Genomic DNA, 21,313 nt, shown 5'->3' on the forward strand with positions numbered 1-21,313 from the left:
GACGAATTAAATAAATTGCCAGTTTTTTTTATAGTCGGTTATTTTTACAACTTGTCATACTAATTTAGGTTAAATACCCACACCGAGGATTGAATGGAAGATTTTGGCACTAGAAGACATGCATCACTTAAAGATAAATTAGCTGCTGAGGCGGTGGTGGAGCGTGTTTATCTTGCGGTGGAGCAGCTTTGCATTGGACAAGGAGATGTGAGGAAACGTCTTATTACGTCAATACTGACTTTGATTCCACTTCGAGAGTGTGAGTTTCCCGAATGTGTTCAAATGGACTTTGATTGGGTTATTCGCGAATCAACAAAGTACAAGTCAAAATACCCACAATTTCAAGGTGATCTGGAAGTGACGATGATGCGCATTCGAAATACAACAGGTCAGAAAATCGCACAAAGAATATTTCATATTTATTCATCAATCCAGAGCATTAGAGGCTTTCCGCTTCTGGAGTATCGTGCGCAGGACGAGTAGACATCTTTGAGCGTATGGCACCGATTACAACAGATGCCCAGTATTTGTCGCCCGAAGAAAGAAAAATTGTGCCCTAGCATCGTGGTCAAAGCCGCTTCGACATACGGCCAAAACTGGACTTCTAGTAAGCAGGCCTCCTTTGCATAGTGCGTTAGGATACACATGGAACCTTGGAATATTAACGAAACTCGTCAGCATATTGCACGCTTATTTGGTCGTGACCAATTGCTAGTTGCAAAGGACAGTCTTCGATCTATAGATGATCGCATGACTTACGCTGCGATTCACTATCAAGATGCGGCGAATCTGATTGATGCTTACGTTAACGAACATCTAAAAAACGCTTCGCTGTTTGAAGTTCTGTATCTCGACGATGAGAATTTCTCGACTGACTTCAATTTCTTCATTCGTAAAGTTGGAGCGCATCTTATTGCATGTATCCAAAGCATTCATACGTTACCAGACATACTAGCTCACGCAATTTACTACTCATTAGCCATTAATTTGACTCAGAAACCCATTAAAGAGCGAATGATCACTGCATCGTCTGTGGGAAAGAGGCATTGGAAATTTCTGACGCGAATTCATTACGTCTGAAACTCATTGAAATTACAAATGGTGTTAATTTCCATCATCTTTCCGCTCTTGCCAATCATTCAAAACATAGAAGTATTATTTTTCCGTCGATGAACGAAGATTGGACAGGGTTACGTGCGGAGCGCCATTCGGTGATGTTTTCAGCGTTTGAGTACGATGGAACTTCATTTATGCAAGTTTCGGCTAAGGAATTCTTGGTGGAGGAGAGTGACCGTTGTTTCAAGTTGGTTATTCAAGCGGGTCATATGCTGAATGATGTCCTACGGCATCGTTTACCTGAATATAAGGCTTGAAAATGATGCGCACTTCTTCACGTCTCTAGGTCTTACTGAAATGTGTACGTACCTTTTTTGTTAATGGTAAAAAATTGTATGGTTAAGCAAAAAACCTTTGTATCAATTTCTCTTCTTTTGGGCGGTGGAGAACACAAGCTTTTTATTTAATCTTAAAGCACTTTTTTGGTTCTTATGCCGTCTATGTAAATGCTTTGATTTGGTTGTTTTTTGGGGGACTATTAATCGGTTCCTCTATTAAAGATTTACGAGCAAGTCCAACTAATTCTACCAATCAAGAATGCGATAAAAAGACTTTTGTACTTGGAAGACTTAGAAATCGGATTTCTCGAAAGAAGAGAAAACAGAATGGCGTATAGGTGATCGCTTGAGGTTAAAACGCCTGTTAATGTTATCCTCCTTCAACTGGCACCCGCAAGTCATCCAAATAATCACGCGCAATATTCACACTGCACGACACGCCTAGATGCTGTCTTTGGGTTTGCAACCATTGCTCGGCGCAGGTTTTTCCAAGATCACGTAATTGGTAAATTAAATGCGCATCCGTTTGAGATTTACTGGCAGCGGAATAGGCTTCGAGTTCTTCGCCGCCGTCGATGCGATGCATGAGGACGTCTTTGTAGCGCGTCGGGTCTAGCTTGCCTTCCGCTAGTAGGCGTTTCACAAAATCAATCGCGCGCATTTCTGCGATGAGGGCGGCGTTAAAGGTCATTTCGTTGAGTCTGTCCAAAATATCGCTCGACGTTTTTGGCAAACTGTCGCGATGGATAGGATTGATTTGTACCAGCATCACGTCGCGGCTTTTGCATTCGTAAATTAAGGGATGAATTGCTGGGTTACCGGAATAGCCGCCATCCCAATAATGCTCACCTTCGATCTCGACCGCTTGAAATACCGTGGGCAGACAGGCAGATGCCATCAGTGCGTCGGCAGTCAAACGCTTGCCGCTAAAAATCTCGGCTTTGCCATTGCTGACCTTGGTGGCTACTACAAACACTTTCATCAATTTGCAGTTTGCTACACGCTCAAAATCGATGTGGTTTTGTAGAAAAGCTTTTAAGGGATTGATATCTAAAGGATTGCTTTGATACGGCGAGACCGCGTTGCTCCACATACTGCCTATCGATTCTGAGATGAGTTGCGCAGGCGAGGGTGCGCCGACCAGCGCTGCCATGCCGCCAAATATCATATCGAACGGTACGCGTTGCGCTTGCACCAGGCTATTTGATAAAGCGCCCATCTGAATCACGCCATCCCAAAAATCTTTGAGTGATTGCCGCGCTGCTTCGCGCTTTGCTAGATCAGATTTTTTATCGGCAAGCGCAAAGCCATGCGCCATCGCGACCGCATTCATCGCACCAGCGCTGGTGCCACTGATGCCTTCAAACTGAATCTGTCCGTCGTCTAATAAGCTATCCAATACGCCCCAAGTAAATGCACCGTGTGAACCGCCACCTTGTAGTGCGAGATTAACGATTGGTCGTTGATTAGCTTTGGCATTCACACTCACAGATGTCCTCTTGAATCTTTTGTTGAAGTTGCGCGTTGGTCGAAAACAACGCGAACAGAGTATAGCCCTTGTTGAAATTCAGGTGTACTAGCTTGTTGTCAGACACGATTCTGATAAGCTAAGCGCTAGTCTTGAATCAAACGGCTTCAAAAGGTGGATAAATGAATACAAGTGATGCAGTCCAACAGGTCGTCGCACAGCTCCAATCCTTGGGGCTCGATTCTTATCGCAATACGATGTTGAAGCATGGCGCGCAAGAGCCCATCCTTGGTGTCAAGATCGATGAGATGAAGAAGCTGATGAAGCCATACAAAAATGATTTGGGATTTGCTTGCGCCTTATTTGATACCGGCATTTATGACGCGCAGTACATGGCGGGTTTGCTAGCCGATGGCAGCAAAATGACAGAAGCGCAATTACAGCATTGGGTTGAAAACGCCAATTCGCACGGCATACGCGAATACAGCGTGGCGTGGGTGACCGCAGAAAGCCCACATGCAATGCCATTAGCACTCACTTGGATCGATTCCCCTAATCCAGAAATCGCAGCGACGGGCTGGAATGTATTGAGTAGTTATGTTGCTGTGACAGCAGATAGTCAATTAGATTTGCGCTTATTGCATACGCTACTCAAGCGTGTCGAGAGCGACATCCACCAAGCACCAAATCGCGTGCCTTATTGTATGAATGGCTTTGTAATTGCTCTTGGCTCGTATGTTGTCGAGTTAAGCAAGCAGGCTTTAGAAGCTGGTCGGCGAATAGGTCAAGTCAATGTTGATATGGGTGAAACCGCCTGCAAAATTCCATTTGCACCAGATTACATCGATAAAGTTAGTCAGCGCGGAAGTGTGGGTAAGAAGCGCAAGACAGCTAAGTGTTGAGCCTCGTATTCAATTGAGCCACCACAGCGTTTTGCGCCCAATTGGCATGGAATCACTTTTTATCATGCCGATTCGTTTTGATAAATCTAGGCACATTCATAGCAAACGATTTCTTCGAGATTGCCAGTCTCATCCATCGTAAATAGATTGAAAACATCAAAGTAATCTTCAGGATTTTCTATCTCGTCTTCGATCAGATCCTCGTAGTTTTCAATACCTTGATACGAATATTCAACAACAATTTTGCTTGGATTATCTTGGATACGCTTGGGCTCGAGCGTGCCTACTTTTGCACAATTGTCGCCATTCATTCCGTCCCAACCATGTTTGTCGGGTGAGAATATCTCTTCTCTTTTTTCACAAACAGGGCAAGCAAGAACGATGGGGGCTAAATGCATTTTCCCATTGTGTGAGGCGAACACATGCAGCATTGGATTGCCGCAAGAACACAAGATCTGTTTGCTCAAAAATTCTTTTGAAACAGCCCAATCTGATTTGGCATTTGTCGCATCAACCAGCGTAAATGTGCCAAAGCAACGAGGTTTTTTGCCTATAAATTCGTCATAAATGTCGGACATGGATTACTCTTTTAGTCTGTTTAGTTCAGCGAGGGAGTGGTAAAGGAATCTTGTTAGATCTATTTTCAGAAAATCTGTCCCCCCGCAATAAATCTCAACACCCTTATCGAGGCAACTTAGCCACTTCATGCTGTCAAACATCGTCTTGATCGTAGGCGTACCGGTCTTTAGTTCAGCACGTTCGCCATTGACCATTAAAGCGAACCAATTTCGACCTGCCACATTGGGTACTTCACCCTTGTGAAAAGTACCGACTTGTATGATCTCGGTAGGAATCATGTCGACTGTCATTGCCATCGAGATGGGCAGTCCAAGAAATAGTGACGATAAAAGTGGTTTTGCTAAAGGCATGATGTCCTCATTCAATTTATGCGGAGGCGTCAAAGTTGGGTGTTGCTGTCATACACGTGTTACATAGTCTAACGAAGCTGTATAAAAACCCAAAAACCAAGCAAAGCATGCGCTGGCGTCTCTGGATTTTTCATAGGATTAGTAAAAATTAATTTCATAAGCGGCAATGTGCCACAAAGCGGCTATCTAAGGCAAGTACGGGGAGGCGACTTGAGCTTTCTTCTCGACCTCTTTGTTCACATCGCGTATCGATGATGCGCTAATTTTTCGATGTTATGAACCAGGCAGTACAGATGCCATTGCGTATTCACTTTCTTTTGCCCACGCAGCGTAAAGCGATCGAGCTTTTTGTTATAACGAAGATTGCCAAATACAGGTTCGACGGTTGCGAGTCTTCTACTGTATTGTTTGCGACCTTCGACGCTATCGATTCGTTGCTTCATTGCTTCGGTATAGCGCATCGGTGACACTTGATTCTTATGGAAGATCGCTACTTGTCGCACCTGTGTTTTGTCCGGTGTCCGCAAGCACTGTTGACGAAGTTCACATGGCAGGCAATCGCGTTTTGCACCAGTGAATTTATGGTGCTGCCTCCCATTCACGGTGCAATGACTACCATTGCTGTAAAGGCGCTTTCCTGCAGGACAAATGGCACAATTCTCTTCAACGAGATGCGTAAAATCGCTTGGCCTAAAAAGGCCTTTTCGTTCTTGGTTGGGATTCGCTTTATTCCACAATGGGTCGGGCAATTGTTTGTATTTACTTTGTTCTTTAAAACGTTCATCACGTCTGCGCATAAGACCATCGGCAATCAGCGCAGGAATACCTTGCTCAAACAATGCTTTCACATTTGCTTCGCTATGGTAGCCTGCGTCAGCGGTAATCACGGTATCGCGTTGTCGAACTTGGGTTGTTTGTTCAATCATCGGTAGCAGAATACTTTGCTCACTGCCCGAACTGTGCGCTTGCGCAGCCACGATAATCTGATCTTGACTATCGACCGCTGCAACCGCGGTGTAGCCTTGAATGACGCCTTTGGAGGTAGCCATCTTGGCGCTTTCATTGTCGGTCACATTACTTTTACGAATGCTGCCTTTTTCGCTTTTACGTTCTGCATTCGTCGCCAAAAATGTGCGAATGCGTGACGCTTCATGTTGTAGTTTGCGAATCTGTTTTTGCTCCCGTTTGTTGATCTCTGATGACTCTTGATCGTTACCTTGGTGCGACGCCATGATCCGCTTGATCGCCTTTTCCATGCGGTCTGCCTCATGTGCGAGTTCAGCATGTGTTCCACTGCGCTGTTTGGATGCATTGCTAGGGAGCTTCACACCATCAATCGCAAACATCTGCCCACCAATCAAACCCTGACGCTGACAAATCATCAGTACTTGGGTGAAGAGCTGCGCAATTTCTTTTTCCAATTCGCGAATGAATTTGGCGATCGTCGTGAACTGTGGCGCGCTGTCACCCGAGATCGCCATGAACAGGACATTCTCACGACAAGCACGTTCAATCGCCCGGCTTGAATTCATCCCTCGACTGTACGCGAGCAGGATGATCTTTAACATCACAGTAGGATCATAAGCAGGTGCGCCTGTTTCATCGTTGCGATAGCGAGCCACGATGGCAGCACAATCAATTTCTTGATCGATGAGGTAATCCAAAGCAAACTCAAAACTACCTGGTGTCAACTGCGCCTGTAAATCGATCGGAATAAATCGTGGTTGTCGATCGATGACTTTGAATCGTGCCATACTCCCTCCTCGTCGGTTGAGGTTTGAACGTATACCTCGTTGAGGTCGTTTACATCGTTTGGGAATTTTTTTGTGGTTGAAGGACTAAAAATACAGCCTCAACGTAGAAATTGAGCCGAAAACGGCAGCCTGCCGACGGTTTATGCCGCGGCTTTTGCACAAGAGCGACCTATTGCATTTTGTGTTGGCTACGCACAGAGATGCTTGTACTTGCTTGATACGCATGTGATTGCCGGAGCATAGAGAACTAGCATCAGCCCTACGGCGCTAAGCGGTACTAGCGCAAACACCTTACTCCAGCCAGTCAGCTTCCCAATTTCGATGTTCCCTGCAGAGATTGTGATTCTTGGAGCAAAGCAGCCGTACAGGCAAGCACACAGGAAAAACAGACCAAAGAATCGCGTGACACCGATAGCGCCGAACCAATGGTCGGTCGCAAGGGTAAGTGCAAAGACGATCGCCATTCCGATGTATTTGTGCAGATGATTTCCTAGGACCTAATGAAGAGTGCGGACGTCATTATTGAGCCCCAGACGACCGTTCTGTTATGTTGCGTTTCTTGATCCAAAACCACCATAGCGAGAAAATCATTGCTGCATAGAGAAATAGAATGCTTAGTAAGCCCCCATCTTCTTGCGTTACCTCATACATCCCATTTGAATCGGTTGTGACGGTCACTGTCTCAGATGAAATTGGATCTGCCTTGATAATCAGATATGTATTTGAACGTTTTTCATAAGAGCCACTATATTCAGATTTCATTCCAGAAAGAAAAACCATTTCTCCGTGGTATTTGGATAGAGCCGTCTTCGCTTCTGGCCAAGGATATAGAAAGCCATAGAGTGCCATAAGCGGCAAAAGTAGCAAGACCACAGGGCTAAGGTACTTAAAGAAGGTCAAGAAGAATTTTTTTATCATTTGCATGGGTGATCCAAGACACAGAACGATTGAGTTGAGAGGCGCGCGCCTCGAAACGTAAATTCGAAAAAAGGCTAATTTGCGCGCGCTTTTCGAACGATTTGTTATGCATCAGACAGCCACCATTTCTGATGTGCAACGCGGCAAAATGCTTTTGATCGTAGCAGCGAAACTTTGGCAATCAAAATCTTTCGGCTTTCTTTTAGCATTTTCGATGCGTTCCACCGCAACAATTAATGCAGTATTTAACTTAATCAATTGTTCTTCAATCGACAGATCCTTTACGTCTTTCCATTCAATCTGTCCAACAGAAATAAGTTGCTTGGTCTTCGGACGAAAGGACATAAAATCGCGAGTGTCTTTGAACCAACGCCCCCACTCCTCAAGCTCTGCAATCTCTAAACCAAAAACAAACTCTTCTATGGAACTTCCGAAGGATAAGTTTGCAAGCTCCGACACCAAGAAATCTTCAAATTTAGGAATGCAAATCCGCCACAAACCAGTTTCCTGCGTAGCACCGTAGTAAATGGGTAGATCGGTTTTCGAATGACCTTCGAAAATTACCTCACCACCTGATGTCGTCGCTACTCTAAATTTCATGATGCATAACGTGTTTTCCGCGACAGTTCGTCGAATAAACCCGACACAGTTCGCATAAAAAATTCAATAAATATTCGTGAAACCCTTTTCTAGCAGGGCTCTTCAGGAATCCACTACATATTTAATTAGTATTAAATTTTCTATGAAAACCGTCACTGATAAAGATGGCCATTCTATCAAGCCGTTTGGTCGAGTCAAGCGAACAATGCATGTGATGTCGGAGCGTCTTGTGGGGCAGAGTGGTTAGGGCGAATCTTTATCTTTCCTTGGCATTCGGAGCACCCGCACCTCCTTTGACATTTTACGTATGCGGTTTGGGCTGAGATCAGGGATAATAGCGGATTACCTATATTGCTCTGTGAAAGCACGCTATGTCTAACCAATTTGCTCCGCTTAAAAACGATACCTTTTTACGCGCTTTAATGCGTCAAGAAACCGAGTACACACCCTTGTGGCTGATGCGTCAGGCGGGGCGTTATTTGCCGGAATATCGTGCTACGCGTAAGGGGGCGGGTTCGTTTATGAGCTTGGCGAAAAATCCTGATTTTGCGACGGAAGTAACGATCCAACCATTAGATCGCTTCAAGCTCGACGCGGCGATTTTGTTTTCAGATATTTTGACCGTGCCTGATGCGATGGGCTTGGGTTTGTATTTTGAAGAAGGCGAAGGTCCGAAGTTTGAACGTCCTTTGAAGGATGAAAAATCTATTTTGGATTTGAAAGTGCCAGAAGAGGGCAGCTTGCAATATGTGTTTGATGCCGTGACGCAGATCCGTCGTACTTTGGATGGACGTGTTCCTTTGATCGGTTTTTCTGGCAGCCCATGGACTTTGGCTTGTTATATGGTGGAAGGGCAGGGTTCGCGCGAGTTTCATGGTGTGAAGACTTTGATGTACAAGCGTCCTGATTTGATGGATCGCATTTTGACTTTAAATGCGGAAGCGGTGGCGACCTATTTGAATGCACAGATCGATGCAGGTGCGCAGGCGGTGATGATTTTTGATAGCTGGGGCGGTGCTTTGGCAGACGGGGCATATCAACGTTTTTCATTGAAGTACATGCAAGATGTGGTCAGCAAATTGCAAAAAGAAAAAGATGGCAAGCGCATTCCTTGTATCGTGTTCACCAAAGGCGGTGGTCTGTGGTTAGAAGATATCGCGAATATTGGCGCTGATGCCTTGGGCTTGGATTGGACTGTGAATCTTGGTCAGGCACGTGCGCGTGTCGGTGACAAAGTAGCATTGCAAGGCAATCTCGACCCAGCCGTCTTATTCGCTGAGCCTGATCAAATTCGTAAAGAGGTCACAGCAGCTTTGCATTCTTATGGCAAACCTAGTGCGGGTCATGGACATGTTTTCAATTTGGGACATGGTATCTCGCAATTTACTTCACCGGATGCGGTCAGTGTCTTGGTTGAAACTGTGCATGAAGTGAGTCGTCAACAACGACAAGCCTCCTGATCTGCTGATGATTGGTCTTCGACCTTGTGAAATTATTGAGTTTAAACAAGGTCGTGGTTCAAGTGGTTTGGGAATGGTGTGTGTTTGGATCGAAAGTGCTGCCTGGGTTTTGTGTAGGATTTTCAAGCAGCATTAGTGCTGAAAAGCCATATTGAATGTGTAAGCTTGAAGTTTCGTCATGTTGCTGTGCAAAACATAATACTCATGCGGCTTCGCGAACATAATCGTGGATAGAACAAGTAATTTCGCGGTGGATAAGTCTGGTTTAGGACTAGATTTTTTAGTAGTTATTCACAAAAAAGACACACGAAAAAATAATATGAAAATTTGTTTTTTGCTTCAAACTGTTTTTTCTAAGTCGTTGTTTATAAACAGATTTTTTTGTGCATCGCAATTGTGCATTCTGTTGAAACCCGCATAGAGACTAGGTTGGCGGCTTGTCAAGATACCTTTGTCCACAAAGTTATCCACAGTTTGTGTGGATAGAGTAAAAAGAGCTTATGAAACCGATAGTTAGCGCATTACCTCAAGCCTTACATTAAGTTCGTGGAACCTATTTACCTCACTATTGCTTTAGATACCCCTCTTGACAGGTTATTTGATTACCGTTGGGAGCCGGTTGCGGATGCTCCTTTGCCACAAGTTGGGCAAATCGCCTTGGTGCCGTTTGGACGGCAAGAAATCGCTGGTCTAATTTTGGCAGTAACAACGCAGACTGACGTTCCTGCCGACAAAATCAAGTCGGTACTGGCAGTGCGCCATCAATGTCCCGCATTGGATAGCCGATGGATAGATTTATGTCGATTCGCCGCCGATTACTATCAACGGCCTTTAGGTGAGGTCGCGATTCCGGCATTGCCCAAAAACTTGCGTGTGCCGAAAGCAACTTCACTGGAACGCAATTTAAAAAAGTTAGCAAAGCTGACTGCAGCGCAGGATGCACGCGCGGTTCAAGAGCCTGCCTTAAATGTACAGCAGCAGAATGCGGTGGATACTATTTCTGCCAAAACCGCATTTGCAGCATATTTGTTACATGGCGTGACTGGCAGTGGTAAAACCGAAGTTTATTTGCAAACAGCAGCACGGGTGTTGGCGCAGAATCAACAAGCACAAGTCTTGATTTTGGTTCCCGAGATTAATTTGACACCGCAATTAGAAAGCAATATTCGTGGTCGGTTTCCGGGTTTGCAGATCGCAACTTTACACAGCGGTATGGCAGAAGGTGAGCGCCTACTCCATTGGTTGGCCGCGCACACTGGTCAGGCGAGAATTATTCTCGGCACCCGATTGGCCATTTTGTCGTCTTTGCCACATCTTAGATTGATCGTGATCGACGAGGAACATGATCCTTCTTATAAACAACAAGAAGGTCTGCGCTATTCTGCCCGCGATTTGGCTGTGTGGCGGGCACACCAACTAGGCATTCCGGTGGTGTTGGGTTCCGCTACACCATCCTTGGAAACCTGGCAGCACGCCAAAGCTGGGCGTTATCAAAAACTAGAGCTAACTGAGCGCGCTGTGCAGTCCGCTGTTTTGCCGGTCGTTAAGATTATTAATACGGAAAGAGAAAAGCCTTCCGAGGGTTTAACGCAGAGATTAGTGTCAGCGATTCGACAGCGTTTAGAGAAAGGTGAGCAATCACTACTGTTTTTGAATCGTCGTGGTTATGCGCCCGTGATTCATTGCGATGCCTGTGGTTGGATTAGCAATTGCACGCGTTGTACCGCGCATTTGGTCATGCATAAGTTGGACAAGAAATTGCGCTGCCATCATTGTGGTCTGGAGCAAAGAATTCCGCGCGCTTGCCCAACTTGTGGCAATGTCGATTTGCAACCACTGGGGCGTGGCACGCAAAGATTAGAAGAAGGCTTACAAGCGATTTTCCCGGAAGCCCGAGTTTTTCGGATTGATGCTGATTCAACCCGACTCAAAGGCAGCGCCGAAGCTGCGTTTGATACCGTGCATCGCGGTGAAGTGGATATTTTGATTGGTACTCAAATGGTGGCAAAAGGGCATGACTTTAAAAATCTTACCCTAGTGGCGGCACTGAATCCCGATAGTGCGTTGTTTTCTCAAGATTTTCGTGCCAGTGAACGCTTGTTTGCGCAATTGATGCAGGTGGCTGGGCGTGCTGGACGTGCTGCGCAAAAAGAGGGGGGCAATGCAAGCGAGGTGCTGATACAGACGCGTTATCCAGATCATCCTTTGTATCACGCTTTGATGGCGCATAATTATCAGGGGTTTGCGGATGATCTTTTAGAAGAACGTCAACAAGCAGCGATGCCGCCATTTATTTATCAAGCTTTATTTCGTGCCGAAGCGAAAGAATTGGAAACGGCAATTTTGTTTTTGAAAGAGGCGGCAAATTGCACACCGCATGCGGGAATCACGATCAATGATCCAATTCCGATGACGATGACAAGGGTACATAATGTTGATCGCGCCCAGTTATTGATCGAATCAAGCTCACGTCCGGCCTTGCAGGCTTTTCTCAAAGTATGGATTGCTGATTTGCGCGCACTGAAGACGCGTGTGAAGTGGGGGGTGGAAATTGATCCGGTGGATATTTAGATTTAAGCATTTTGATTTGTAGTTCTTAGTCTCTCGATATCAAATTGAGCGTGCCGAATGCACAAAATATCAGCGTTGATTTTGCAACTCAATTGCATTAAGGCATAATGTTGGAAACTCTTATTCGCATTTTGAGGAAGTTGATTGTGAACTGCAAAGGGAAAAAATCAACAAACTACGCAAGCAAATCACACATAAGTAATCAGCAAGCAATTCGCAAGCTTAATGTAAGTAAAAGACCCGCATGAAAACTAAGCAAAGTATTCCTATTGTGCCAATTTCAGATAAAGCTGATATGGCTGAAATCGAGGCCAAACTTCGCGCTGCACAGGTGCGCGTGACGCAAGCGAGATTAGAAGTATTGGCTTTGTTGTGTGCTCAACATCGCGCCATGTCGCACACAGAAATGCAAGACGCGATGCCGCAAATGGATAGAGTTACCTTGTATCGTGCGCTCGATTGTCTGACGGAAGCTGGTTTAGCGCACAAGATTGCTAGTGATGATCGTGTCTTTCGTTTTAGCGCGGGTAGTGAAATGGCACAAACCACGAGCACGCATGTCGCAGGTGCTCATGCGCAACATCATCATGGGCATTTTAAGTGTACACGCTGTGCCAAAGTGTTTTGTCTAGAGCAGCCCGATACGAATCACAGCTTGCGCGACCAACTGCAGGAAACCTTAGCCTCGACAGCGCTTAAAGGATTTCAAAGTCACGATATTGAAGTCACCATCAAAGGATGGTGTGATCAATGTAGTGCAGCGTAATTTCATCTCAATTATCGACATTCATCATGGCATTAATTCCAACGACCATACTGACCGGCTTTCTTGGTGCTGGCAAAACGACATTGTTAAATCGCATTCTGCAAGAGCAGCACGGCTATAAGATCGCCGTGATAGAAAACGAGTTTGGCCAAGAAAATATTGATAATGAAATCTTGGTGCAAGACAGCAATGAGCAAATTATCGAAATGAATAATGGCTGTATTTGCTGCACGGTGCGCGGGGATTTGATCGTCGCCTTGAATACCTTAACGCAAAGAAGAAATGCAGGTGAATTGCAATTTGATCGCATTATTATTGAAACTACCGGCTTGGCAAATCCTGGTCCAGTGGCACAGACTTTCTTCGTGGATGAAGAAGTTGGTTTGCATTACATGCTCGATGCGGTAGTGACCGTGGTCGATGCCAAACATGGCATGATGCAGTTAGACGAACATGAAGAAGCGCAGCGGCAGATCGGTTTTGCTGACAAGATTTTGTTATCCAAAGCAGATTTAGTGAGTGCTGAAGAATTAGCCTTGTTAAAGAATCGCATTATTCGAATGAATCCACGTGCGCCAATCAAGGCGGTTGATTTTGGCAAAATCGCCATTAGCGAAGTGCTGGATTTGAAAGGCTTTAATTTAAATGCAAAGTTAGAGCTTGACCCAGATTTTTTGGCAGCAGAAGAACATCACGATCACGAACATCATCATGACGAACATTGTCACGATGATTGTACACATGCGCATCATGACCACCATCATGCACGTCACTCTGATGAAGTTGCGGCCTTTGTCTATAAAACTACCCGTCCTTTTAATACCGAAAAGCTAGATTATTATCTTGGTGGATTGGTCCAAGTGTATGGTCCACGCATGCTTCGTTATAAAGGAGTGTTGTATATGGAACACGCTGATCGCAAGGTCATTTTCCAAGGGGTACACCAAATTATGGGTACTGACATAGGAGGAAAATGGGCGGAAGATGAAATCAAAGAAAGTAAAATGGTCTTTATTGGTAAAAATTTACCGAAAGAGATTTTTATTCAAGGTTTGGAGCAATGTTTGGTATAAACTAGCGCCCTATTGAATTGAAACAGACGCTTTTCTGTCTTGATTGAATAGATTTGTATGCGGAACAAGCACGCTATATACTTGTCCTTGAGGGAAAGTGTCGGTAGCAACATTCCAATAAAGAAGAGTGTTCGGCCGCACTTGCGTATATTAACCTGTTGTATCGAAAGTAAGCGAAGTGGCAACTAAATCATCTAAATCAACAGCACCTGCTGGTGCTCCTGCAGCCCTCCTCACAGAAGAAGAAATCTTGAAGATGGGCGAGAAGGACTACATGAATGACGCACAATTGGCGTTTTTCAAAGCCCGTCTGCAACAACTTGAAAAAGATTTGCTGAAGAATGCCGACGAAACGACTGAGCATTTGCGTGAAACGGTCTTAGTACCAGATCCAGCAGATCGCGCCACGATCGAGGAAGAACATTCTTTAGAATTGCGTACCCGTGATCGTGAACGTAAATTGTTGCGTAAAGTGCAGCAGTCGATTGCCGCAATTGATGCTGGCGAATATGGCTGGTGCGAAGAAACTGGCGAACCAATTGGTGTTCCTCGCTTAATGGCACGTCCAACGGCAACGCTTTCTTTAGAAGCGCAACAACGCCGTGAGTTAAAGCAAAAATTGTACGGTGACTAAGCCAGTTCACTGGTTGATGAAGCTGGTTAATCAAAGAATGCGCAGAATTCACTGCGCATTTTTTTATTCGATAGCTGCAACTTCATTGCAAAAATGTAGTCGAATGCCAAGAACCGCGCTCGGCGTAAATTTACGCCAGTTGAGCTTCTTTTTCTGATTACGGTAAAATCCGCAAACATATTTTTGGAATAATCGCACTACTTTGCATAAACCGCATGTCCGACTTGACGATAAAACACCGACGACTTAAAGCCATTGTCCTGCTATGGACCATGTTGCTCGTGTTATTGTCAGCACAATGGCTGGGCTTTGCGCATCGGATGTCACATATCAGTACTAATACTGGTGAGGTGATGTCCTTGGCTTCCGATGGTAGCCAGTATCTGGGCATTCAAAAACTCAGTAATGCCAATGAATCGAGCCTGCATTCTTGTCTGCTATTTGATGCAGCTTGCATTAGCGATGGTTTGCAGCACAGTGTTCTTATATTGTTGGCGACCGCTTTGCCTGATTTTCCTGCCGTGCAGGAGAGTCAACCCGTCTGGTTAGCCTCGTTTTATGCCAACTTTTCTAGTCGCGCCCCACCTTTCTGAAAACAAGCTGTTAAGACTATTTTTTTAAAGTCATATTGTTGACCACGAGTCCTCATATTGACGCTTTTCGCTATTTGTTTTCAGGAATTCCTATGTTATTACAACGCACTTTGTTAGCCGCTGCCGTTTGTGCAGCATTCGCACCATTCAGCGCACAAGCGCAATCGACCACCACTGTGACTGTTTCCGCCAATCCCTTGGGGAAAGAAGAAAGTTTGCAGATTTTGAGCCCGACAAAGATCTTGTCAGGTTCTGAGTTGCGTTCGAAGATCGGAAGCTCCTTGGGCGAAACTTTAGGCAGTGAATTGGGGGTGAGTGCTTCTGGTTTCGGTGCTGGTGCATCGCGCCCGATTATTCGTGGTTTGGAAGGGCCGCGCGTAAAGATTTTGCAAAACGGAATGACGGTAGCCGATGTTTCTGGTTTATCTAACGACCACGCTGTCGCAAGCGAAACCGCAAGTTCGCAACAAATCGAAATTTTGCGTGGTCCGGCAGCACTGTTGTATGGAAGCGGTGCGATTGGCGGTTTAGTGAATGTCGTCGACGGACGCATTCCGACTAGTTTAAGCAAACAGTTAAACGGTGAGTTTGAAGTGAAATACGTTGGTGTGAACGCCGAAAAAAGCGCTTCATTTTTCTTGGATGGCTCCATCAACGATATCGCATTGCACTTAGACGGTAATAGTCGTGATACCAAAGACTATAAGATTCCTGGGTTTGCAGATGCGCACGGTGAAGGCGAAATGAAAGGACGTCTATCCAATAGCTTTACGCGTGAACATAGCTTGGGATTTGGAGCGACTTTGATCAAACCATGGGGGCATATTGGTGCGTCGATACAAAACATGCAGGATGTGTACGGTATCCCTACCGAGGAAATGTCGTATATCGATCTCGATCAAACCCGTTTTGATATAGATGCCGCGGTCTTCAAACCTTTTTTGGCGTTTGATACATTTAAATTTAAATTAGGTTCAACCGATTATCAACATACCGAGAAACTACAAGACGGCACGCCAGCAACCAATTTCAAAAACCGTACCTTGGAAACCCGTACAAGTTTGTCTCATACAAATTGGAATGGCTGGGAAGGCAGTCTTGGTGTTCAGACTGAACATGCGAACTTTTCTGCATTGTCTGCCGAAACTGGTCGTGCCGATACGGTGCCAACCACACGTAGCACTTCTAATGCTGTCTTCTTGGTAGAACAAAAGAACTTTGGCCCCGTGACACTTAGTGGTGGTGGTCGCATCGAACAAGTGAAGCGTCAACCAAAAGCCGAGTTTAATTTGCCTCAGCGCGAATTTAATTTACATTCGTTTTCTGTCGGTGGCTTGATCCCAGTTGCGAATGGTTATGCGGTTGTGACCAGCTTGTCCACAGCACAGCGCGCACCAACCACCGAAGAGTTGTATTCAAACGGACCGCATGAATCGACCTTAACTTTTGACATTGGTAATCATCAATTAAAGAGTGAGAAATCAAGAAATCTTGAGTTGAGTTTGCAAAAGACATCAGGCTTGGTGCAATGGAAGATCAATGCGTTTGTGAATAAAGTCGATAATTATGTATTTGGCGAAATTGACGGCCTACGTGTCGATGAAGAAGGACATGAAGATCCTGATGGTGAATTTACGCAGCGTTTTTGGAAGCAAGCGAAAGCAACAATTCGTGGTGGTGAAGCTGAGATTTCATATAACCAATTTGGTGAAGGATTTTCTATTCGTGGATTCGCAGATACATCGCGCGGGACTTTGTCCGCACGTGGCAGTTTGCCTTTGCAGCCAGCGAATCGTATAGGAGTCGATCTCGGTTATCGTAGCGGACCGTGGCGTAACACAATCAGCGTATTACACGCGCAAAAACAAGATCGTTTAGCAACTTCGGAAACTTATGTGACACCGTCTTTTACGAAAGTCGATTTGAATGTTACCTATACTCATCCGTATATGAATACGCAGATCACTTGGTTCGCGCAAGTGAAGAATTTATTGAACCAAGATATTCGATTGGCGACTTCCGTATTGAAAGAGACAGTGCCACAACCTATGCGTGGATTTATTGCAGGTATGCGCGTTAATTTCTAGATTGAGATTTCTGCGGAAGTTTGACGTGCGGGGGAGGCCTGGGCTTTCCCCTACATTTACGTGGGGCTAAGCAAGATAAGCAAGTAGTGATAAGTATTTTTCTCTATTGTTTTTTGTATTGAACGCTTGTTCTAATGAGTGCTCAAATTATTGGCAATGCTGATGTACTCGAATGCTTTTCTTGGAGTGATTTCGCTGAGCTCGACAGATTTTTTGTCCAATATCAGATTTTGATACAAAAATTTTCAAATCGCTTTTGTTTTCCGGTGTGCTAAGTGAGCAAAACTGCTCGATTTCCGACTATACTTAGAATTAGTTATCGAATCTTGATTTGAAGCATTTCAAAAACGAGTACAAGCTGGTCTGTTTACAAGATTGATCGGACAAGATTTTTGCATCATTTAATCAAAAGTTAGGTTGCCGTGGGGATTTTTAAGCTTTTCGGAAAGAAGCCTGGTCGTGAAGAGCAAACAAACTCTGAAAAACCAGCTTCTAAAAAATCGCGAGTGAAGGGTCAAAATACCGTCATTGGACAAGTCCAAGATGACGAGGCCTTGACACATGCGATGACCGAGAAAAAGCATATCGCGCGTGCCACCGAAAGAAAAATCGATGCGATTGAATTTGAAATGTCGCGCGATATGGGCAGACCCAAATCTGTACCCTCTAAAGTTGTTAACGATACGCCGCTAACCCGCACCGCTCCAAATCAATTTCACACCGATTTTGTCGCAACAGATTTTCAAAGTACCGTTGCGCTCGGCATGCAAACCACGGAACTTATTCTTGGCCATACCGATTTACAAGCAGCGCCAATGGCGCAGATTGAGTCGGTGCCGCTGTTGGAAGAGGCGGCGATTTTGTTTGCCACTGGTCAAACTAAAGTTGCTGAGCATATGCTGCGCAGTGCGATTGATCAGGACAATTTAGGAAACGCCACGCCTTTAGCTTGGTTCATGTTATTCGATCTGTATCAGATTGAACAAAATCAATATGCGTTTGAAAGCCTGTCCTTGGACTACGCAGGCAAGTACGAAACTTCGCCGCCTGTTTGGCGCAATTCTGAGATCAACCTAGATGCCGAAGAAAAGAAGGATGAAGGCGCAGTTCCAAGTTTAACTTTCCCCTCCAAGCTTGATGGCGAAATTATCAAGTTATTGCAAAAATTAAGCACCTTTAGCGAGACTAGCAAGGTCTTGAAACTTGATTTTGGACGCGTTAAGACCGTCGATCCGGTTGGTTGCGGTTTGTTATTGCGTGCGATTCGTAACCTACAAAAATCTAAGCACGATTTAGTTTTGGTCGCTGCACAAAATTTGACTGAACAAATTCGTTCTATTTTGGAAGTCGGTCGCCGTGATGAGACCGAAGCACCTTGGTTGTTATTGCTTGAGATTTTGCAATTATTGCAGCTCAAAGAAGTATTCGAAGAAGCTAGTATTGATTACTGCGTGACCTTTGAAGTCTCGCCACCAGCTTATGAAGCACCCACTAGCAAAATCACCACGGCTACGACCGAAGTTGTTAGCGAAGAAGAAAATACTGATCGATTCCTAATGCCTAAATCAATTGAAGGCAGTACAGAGGCATTGGTTAAACAGATTACCGCTTTTGCAAAAGATCACCAGACTATCATTCTTGATTGCTCGCAGTTGGATCGTGTTGAGTTTGGTGCATCAGCGCAGCTATTAAATGGTCTTGTGCCTATTTCTAGTAGCAAAGAAAAATCGGTGCAATTTCATGAAGTGAACTATTTGGTTATGCATTTGTTTAATGCAATGGGACTAAAGAACGTCGCTGCCATCTTCCCGCGTAAGCAATCTTAAGCTGATTCAATGGCCTTAGCCTTGTAATTAGCGAAAAACACCCCATTTCCGTATTTCTCAGCACTTCAAACTGATTGATGAAGTCGCTTTCGCCTATGCTTTTATTCGGCGGCAATTCTACGAGGATATTATGGAACAATTTCACGGCACCACAATTCTGACTGTACGCAGAGGCAATGTGGTGGCATTAGGCGGTGACGGACAAGTCACTTTGGGTAATATTGTGATGAAGGGTACGGCGCGTAAAGTGCGTAAGCTATATCACAATAAAGTACTGGCTGGGTTTGCTGGCGGCACTGCCGATGCATTCACGCTGATTGAGCGTTTTGAGGCGAAGCTAGAGAAACATCAAGGACACCTAATGCGCGCATCGGTTGAATTGGCAAAAGACTGGCGCACTGACCGCATGCTACGTCGCCTTGAGGCGATGCTATTGGTTGCCGATAAAGACACGACCCTAGTGATCACTGGAAATGGTGATGTGTTAGAGCCGAATGACGGCATTGGTGCGATCGGATCTGGCGGTACATTTGCGCAATCTGCGGCAATCGCCTTGTATCAGAATACCGATCTATCTCCGGTGGAAATTGTTAAGAAATCGTTGACGATTGCTGGTGAGCTTTGCATCTATACCAACCTCTCTCACACTATTGAGACCCTAGAATAAGTAATGTATTTGATATTGAGATCAAGATGATGAACATGACTCCGCAGGAAATCGTTTCCGAATTAGACAAGCATGTGGTTGGCCAAGATAAAGCGAAACGTGCCGTTGCAATTGCATTGCGTAATCGTTGGCGCCGTCAGCAAGTGGCAGAACCCTTGCGTTACGAAATTACACCGAAAAATATTTTGATGATAGGACCGACCGGTGTCGGTAAAACTGAGATCGCACGTCGATTAGCAAAACTTGCTGATGCGCCATTTATCAAAATTGAAGCAACCAAGTTTACCGAAGTTGGCTATGTCGGGCGCGATGTTGACACGATTATTCGTGATCTCGTCGATATCGGGATTAAGCAAACACGCGAAGCTGCCATGCGTAAAGTGAGGACGCGTGCTGAAGATGCTGCAGAAGACAGAATTCTAGATGTGCTATTGCCGCCAGCGAGAGATTTTGGCATTGGGCAAGATGCCGCAATTGACAACAACTCCACAGATAATGCGACACGCCAAACCTTTAGAAAGCGCTTGCGTGAAGGGCAGTTAGACGATAAAGAAATCGATATTGAAGTTGCTGATGCCGCGCCGCAAATGGAAATTATGGCGCCTCCAGGTATGGAAGAAATGACTGAACAGATCAAGTCTATGTTTTCTGGTGTCGGTGCTGGTCGTAAAAAATCGCGCCGTTTGAAGATCAAAGATGCTTTGAAATTAATGATTGAGGAAGAGGCCGCGAAACTCGTGAACGAAGAAGAGTTAAAGCAAGCGGCAATCAAAAATGTGGAGCAAAACGGGATCGTGTTTTTAGACGAAATTGATAAGATCGCGTCACGCTCGGAATCAGGTAGTGCCGAAGTGTCTCGTGCTGGGGTGCAGCGAGATTTGCTGCCACTGGTAGAAGGCACCACGGTAAATACCAAGTTTGGCATGATCAAAACCGATCATATTTTATTCATCGCATCGGGCGCGTTTCATTTTGCTAAGCCTTCAGATTTGATCCCTGAATTACAAGGCCGTTTCCCTATTCGGGTTGAGCTAGAATCTTTGTCGATCGCTGATTTCGAACGCATCTTAACCAGTACGGATGCCTGTTTGACACGTCAGTACGAAGCACTTTTGGCGACCGAAGGCGTCAAGATTGAGTTCTTGCCAGAAGGAATCCAACGCTTAGCGGGTATCGCTTATTCGGTTAATGAGACCACGGAAAATATCGGCGCACGTCGTCTATACACGGTGATGGAAAAACTGCTAGAAGAGATCTCATTTGACGCGCATCAAAATAGCGGAAAGACGGTGGTGATTGATGCTGCTTATGTAGAGCAACGATTGCAAGCCTTGTCGGTGAATGAAGATTTATCGCGTTATGTATTGTAGGATGGAGCAGACCGATTGATGCGGTAAAGTGGAGAGTAGGATGGCAAATAAGACTTTAGGCACACGTCAAAAATTGGTGTTTCGCCTCGATCCTGCTCAAAGCAAGCCGCGCAATCATGTTGTCGCACTTGCCAAACGTGGCGGTGCTGGTAGTCATCAGAAAAATGCGGCGGCATTGCGACAAGCACAGAAACAAGCCTTAAAGAAATTGCCAATCGACACGGAACAGGATTAAACTGCAATTGCTTATTGCGTGAATGCAATATTGAGACCTGTGGGTAAATATTGCGGGGGTCTTAAG

21 protein-coding genes are annotated in these 21,313 nt (G+C 45.1%); 15 read left to right on the forward strand and 6 right to left on the reverse strand.

Features of this window, described 5'->3' with window-relative positions; translation table 11 throughout:
• Window positions 1–93 precede the first annotated feature (93 nt).
• The 3 genes from IE103_RS07450 to IE103_RS07460 all read left to right on the forward strand — a co-directional run bounded on the left by IE103_RS07450 (window position 94) and on the right by IE103_RS07460 (window position 1,373).
• On the forward strand, window positions 94–483 hold the full coding sequence (locus IE103_RS07450) for a hypothetical protein (RefSeq protein ID WP_189345410.1): 390 nt from the start codon (window positions 94–96) through the stop codon (window positions 481–483).
• Window positions 484–645: 162 nt separating this feature from the next.
• Window positions 646–1,080 (forward strand): hypothetical protein, encoded by a 435-nt coding sequence (locus IE103_RS07455; protein WP_189345411.1) that lies wholly within the window; start codon window positions 646–648, stop codon window positions 1,078–1,080.
• Window positions 1,047–1,373, forward strand: a complete 327-nt coding sequence (locus IE103_RS07460; protein ID WP_189345412.1) for a hypothetical protein — start codon at window positions 1,047–1,049, stop codon at window positions 1,371–1,373. Before IE103_RS07455 ends, IE103_RS07460 begins: the two co-directional genes overlap by 34 nt.
• 391 nt (window positions 1,374–1,764) lie before the next feature.
• On the opposite strand, the gene IE103_RS07465 is transcribed toward IE103_RS07460, so the two are convergent.
• Window positions 1,765–2,883, reverse strand: coding sequence for a patatin-like phospholipase family protein (locus tag IE103_RS07465; protein WP_229827164.1), 1,119 nt, complete (start codon window positions 2,881–2,883; stop codon window positions 1,765–1,767).
• A gap of 161 nt (window positions 2,884–3,044) precedes the next feature.
• Between IE103_RS07465 and IE103_RS07470 the strand changes: the two genes are divergently transcribed.
• The gene (locus IE103_RS07470) at window positions 3,045–3,764 is read left to right on the forward strand and encodes a DNA alkylation repair protein (protein ID WP_189345413.1); all 720 of its coding nucleotides are present in this window, start codon (window positions 3,045–3,047) and stop codon (window positions 3,762–3,764) included.
• A gap of 86 nt (window positions 3,765–3,850) precedes the next feature.
• Here IE103_RS07470 and IE103_RS07475 read toward each other — a convergent pair whose 3' ends face one another.
• The 5 genes from IE103_RS07475 to IE103_RS07495 all read right to left on the reverse strand — a co-directional run bounded on the left by IE103_RS07475 (window position 3,851) and on the right by IE103_RS07495 (window position 7,965).
• On the reverse strand, window positions 3,851–4,342 hold the full coding sequence (locus tag IE103_RS07475) for a hypothetical protein (protein WP_189345414.1): 492 nt from the start codon (window positions 4,340–4,342) through the stop codon (window positions 3,851–3,853).
• Between the two features lie 3 nt (window positions 4,343–4,345).
• On the reverse strand, window positions 4,346–4,693 hold the full coding sequence (locus IE103_RS07480) for a hypothetical protein (protein ID WP_189345415.1): 348 nt from the start codon (window positions 4,691–4,693) through the stop codon (window positions 4,346–4,348).
• 236 nt (window positions 4,694–4,929) lie between these two features.
• Entirely contained in the window at window positions 4,930–6,447 is a 1,518-nt protein-coding gene (locus tag IE103_RS07485; protein ID WP_189345416.1) for an IS1182 family transposase, read from the reverse strand.
• A gap of 519 nt (window positions 6,448–6,966) precedes the next feature.
• Complete coding sequence (locus IE103_RS07490; protein WP_189345417.1) at window positions 6,967–7,371, reverse strand: hypothetical protein; 405 nt, start codon at window positions 7,369–7,371, stop codon at window positions 6,967–6,969.
• Between the two features lie 105 nt (window positions 7,372–7,476).
• A complete protein-coding gene (locus IE103_RS07495; protein ID WP_189345418.1) occupies window positions 7,477–7,965 on the reverse strand; it encodes a hypothetical protein in 489 nt (162 codons plus the stop codon).
• Window positions 7,966–8,336: 371 nt separating this feature from the next.
• Here IE103_RS07495 and hemE point away from each other — a divergent pair, with 371 nt between their 5' ends.
• The 11 genes from hemE to IE103_RS07550 all read left to right on the forward strand — a co-directional run bounded on the left by hemE (window position 8,337) and on the right by IE103_RS07550 (window position 21,247).
• Window positions 8,337–9,425, forward strand: a complete 1,089-nt coding sequence (gene hemE / locus IE103_RS07500) for a uroporphyrinogen decarboxylase (protein ID WP_189345419.1) — start codon at window positions 8,337–8,339, stop codon at window positions 9,423–9,425.
• A gap of 546 nt (window positions 9,426–9,971) precedes the next feature.
• Window positions 9,972–11,996 (forward strand): primosomal protein N', encoded by a 2,025-nt coding sequence (locus IE103_RS07505; protein ID WP_189345420.1) that lies wholly within the window; start codon window positions 9,972–9,974, stop codon window positions 11,994–11,996.
• Window positions 11,997–12,240: 244 nt separating this feature from the next.
• Window positions 12,241–12,762 carry a Fur family transcriptional regulator gene (locus tag IE103_RS07510; protein ID WP_189345421.1) on the forward strand — a complete coding sequence of 174 codons (522 nt, stop codon included), beginning with the start codon at window positions 12,241–12,243 and terminating at the stop codon, window positions 12,760–12,762.
• Between the two features lie 26 nt (window positions 12,763–12,788).
• Window positions 12,789–13,835: a CobW family GTP-binding protein gene (locus tag IE103_RS07515; RefSeq protein WP_189345422.1), complete on the forward strand. Its 1,047-nt coding sequence runs from the start codon at window positions 12,789–12,791 to the stop codon at window positions 13,833–13,835.
• A gap of 178 nt (window positions 13,836–14,013) precedes the next feature.
• Window positions 14,014–14,469 (forward strand): RNA polymerase-binding protein DksA, encoded by a 456-nt coding sequence (gene dksA, locus IE103_RS07520; protein ID WP_186891579.1) that lies wholly within the window; start codon window positions 14,014–14,016, stop codon window positions 14,467–14,469.
• A 215-nt stretch (window positions 14,470–14,684) separates the two neighbouring features.
• Entirely contained in the window at window positions 14,685–15,062 is a 378-nt protein-coding gene (locus IE103_RS07525) for a hypothetical protein (protein WP_189345423.1), read from the forward strand.
• Between the two features lie 92 nt (window positions 15,063–15,154).
• Entirely contained in the window at window positions 15,155–17,149 is a 1,995-nt protein-coding gene (locus tag IE103_RS07530; protein WP_189345424.1) for a TonB-dependent receptor, read from the forward strand.
• Between the two features lie 506 nt (window positions 17,150–17,655).
• Window positions 17,656–18,975: an STAS domain-containing protein gene (locus tag IE103_RS07535; protein WP_189345425.1), complete on the forward strand. Its 1,320-nt coding sequence runs from the start codon at window positions 17,656–17,658 to the stop codon at window positions 18,973–18,975.
• A 130-nt stretch (window positions 18,976–19,105) separates the two neighbouring features.
• Complete coding sequence (hslV, locus tag IE103_RS07540) at window positions 19,106–19,642, forward strand: ATP-dependent protease subunit HslV (protein ID WP_189345426.1); 537 nt, start codon at window positions 19,106–19,108, stop codon at window positions 19,640–19,642.
• Between the two features lie 29 nt (window positions 19,643–19,671).
• A complete protein-coding gene (gene hslU, locus IE103_RS07545; RefSeq protein WP_189345788.1) occupies window positions 19,672–21,012 on the forward strand; it encodes an ATP-dependent protease ATPase subunit HslU in 1,341 nt (446 codons plus the stop codon).
• 40 nt (window positions 21,013–21,052) lie between these two features.
• The gene (locus tag IE103_RS07550) at window positions 21,053–21,247 is read left to right on the forward strand and encodes a hypothetical protein (protein ID WP_189345427.1); all 195 of its coding nucleotides are present in this window, start codon (window positions 21,053–21,055) and stop codon (window positions 21,245–21,247) included.
• Window positions 21,248–21,313 lie beyond the last annotated feature (66 nt).

The organism is Affinundibacterium macrobrachii (genome assembly GCF_014652415.1).
In the GTDB taxonomy this organism is placed as follows: domain Bacteria; phylum Pseudomonadota; class Gammaproteobacteria; order Burkholderiales; family Burkholderiaceae_D; genus Undibacterium; species Undibacterium macrobrachii.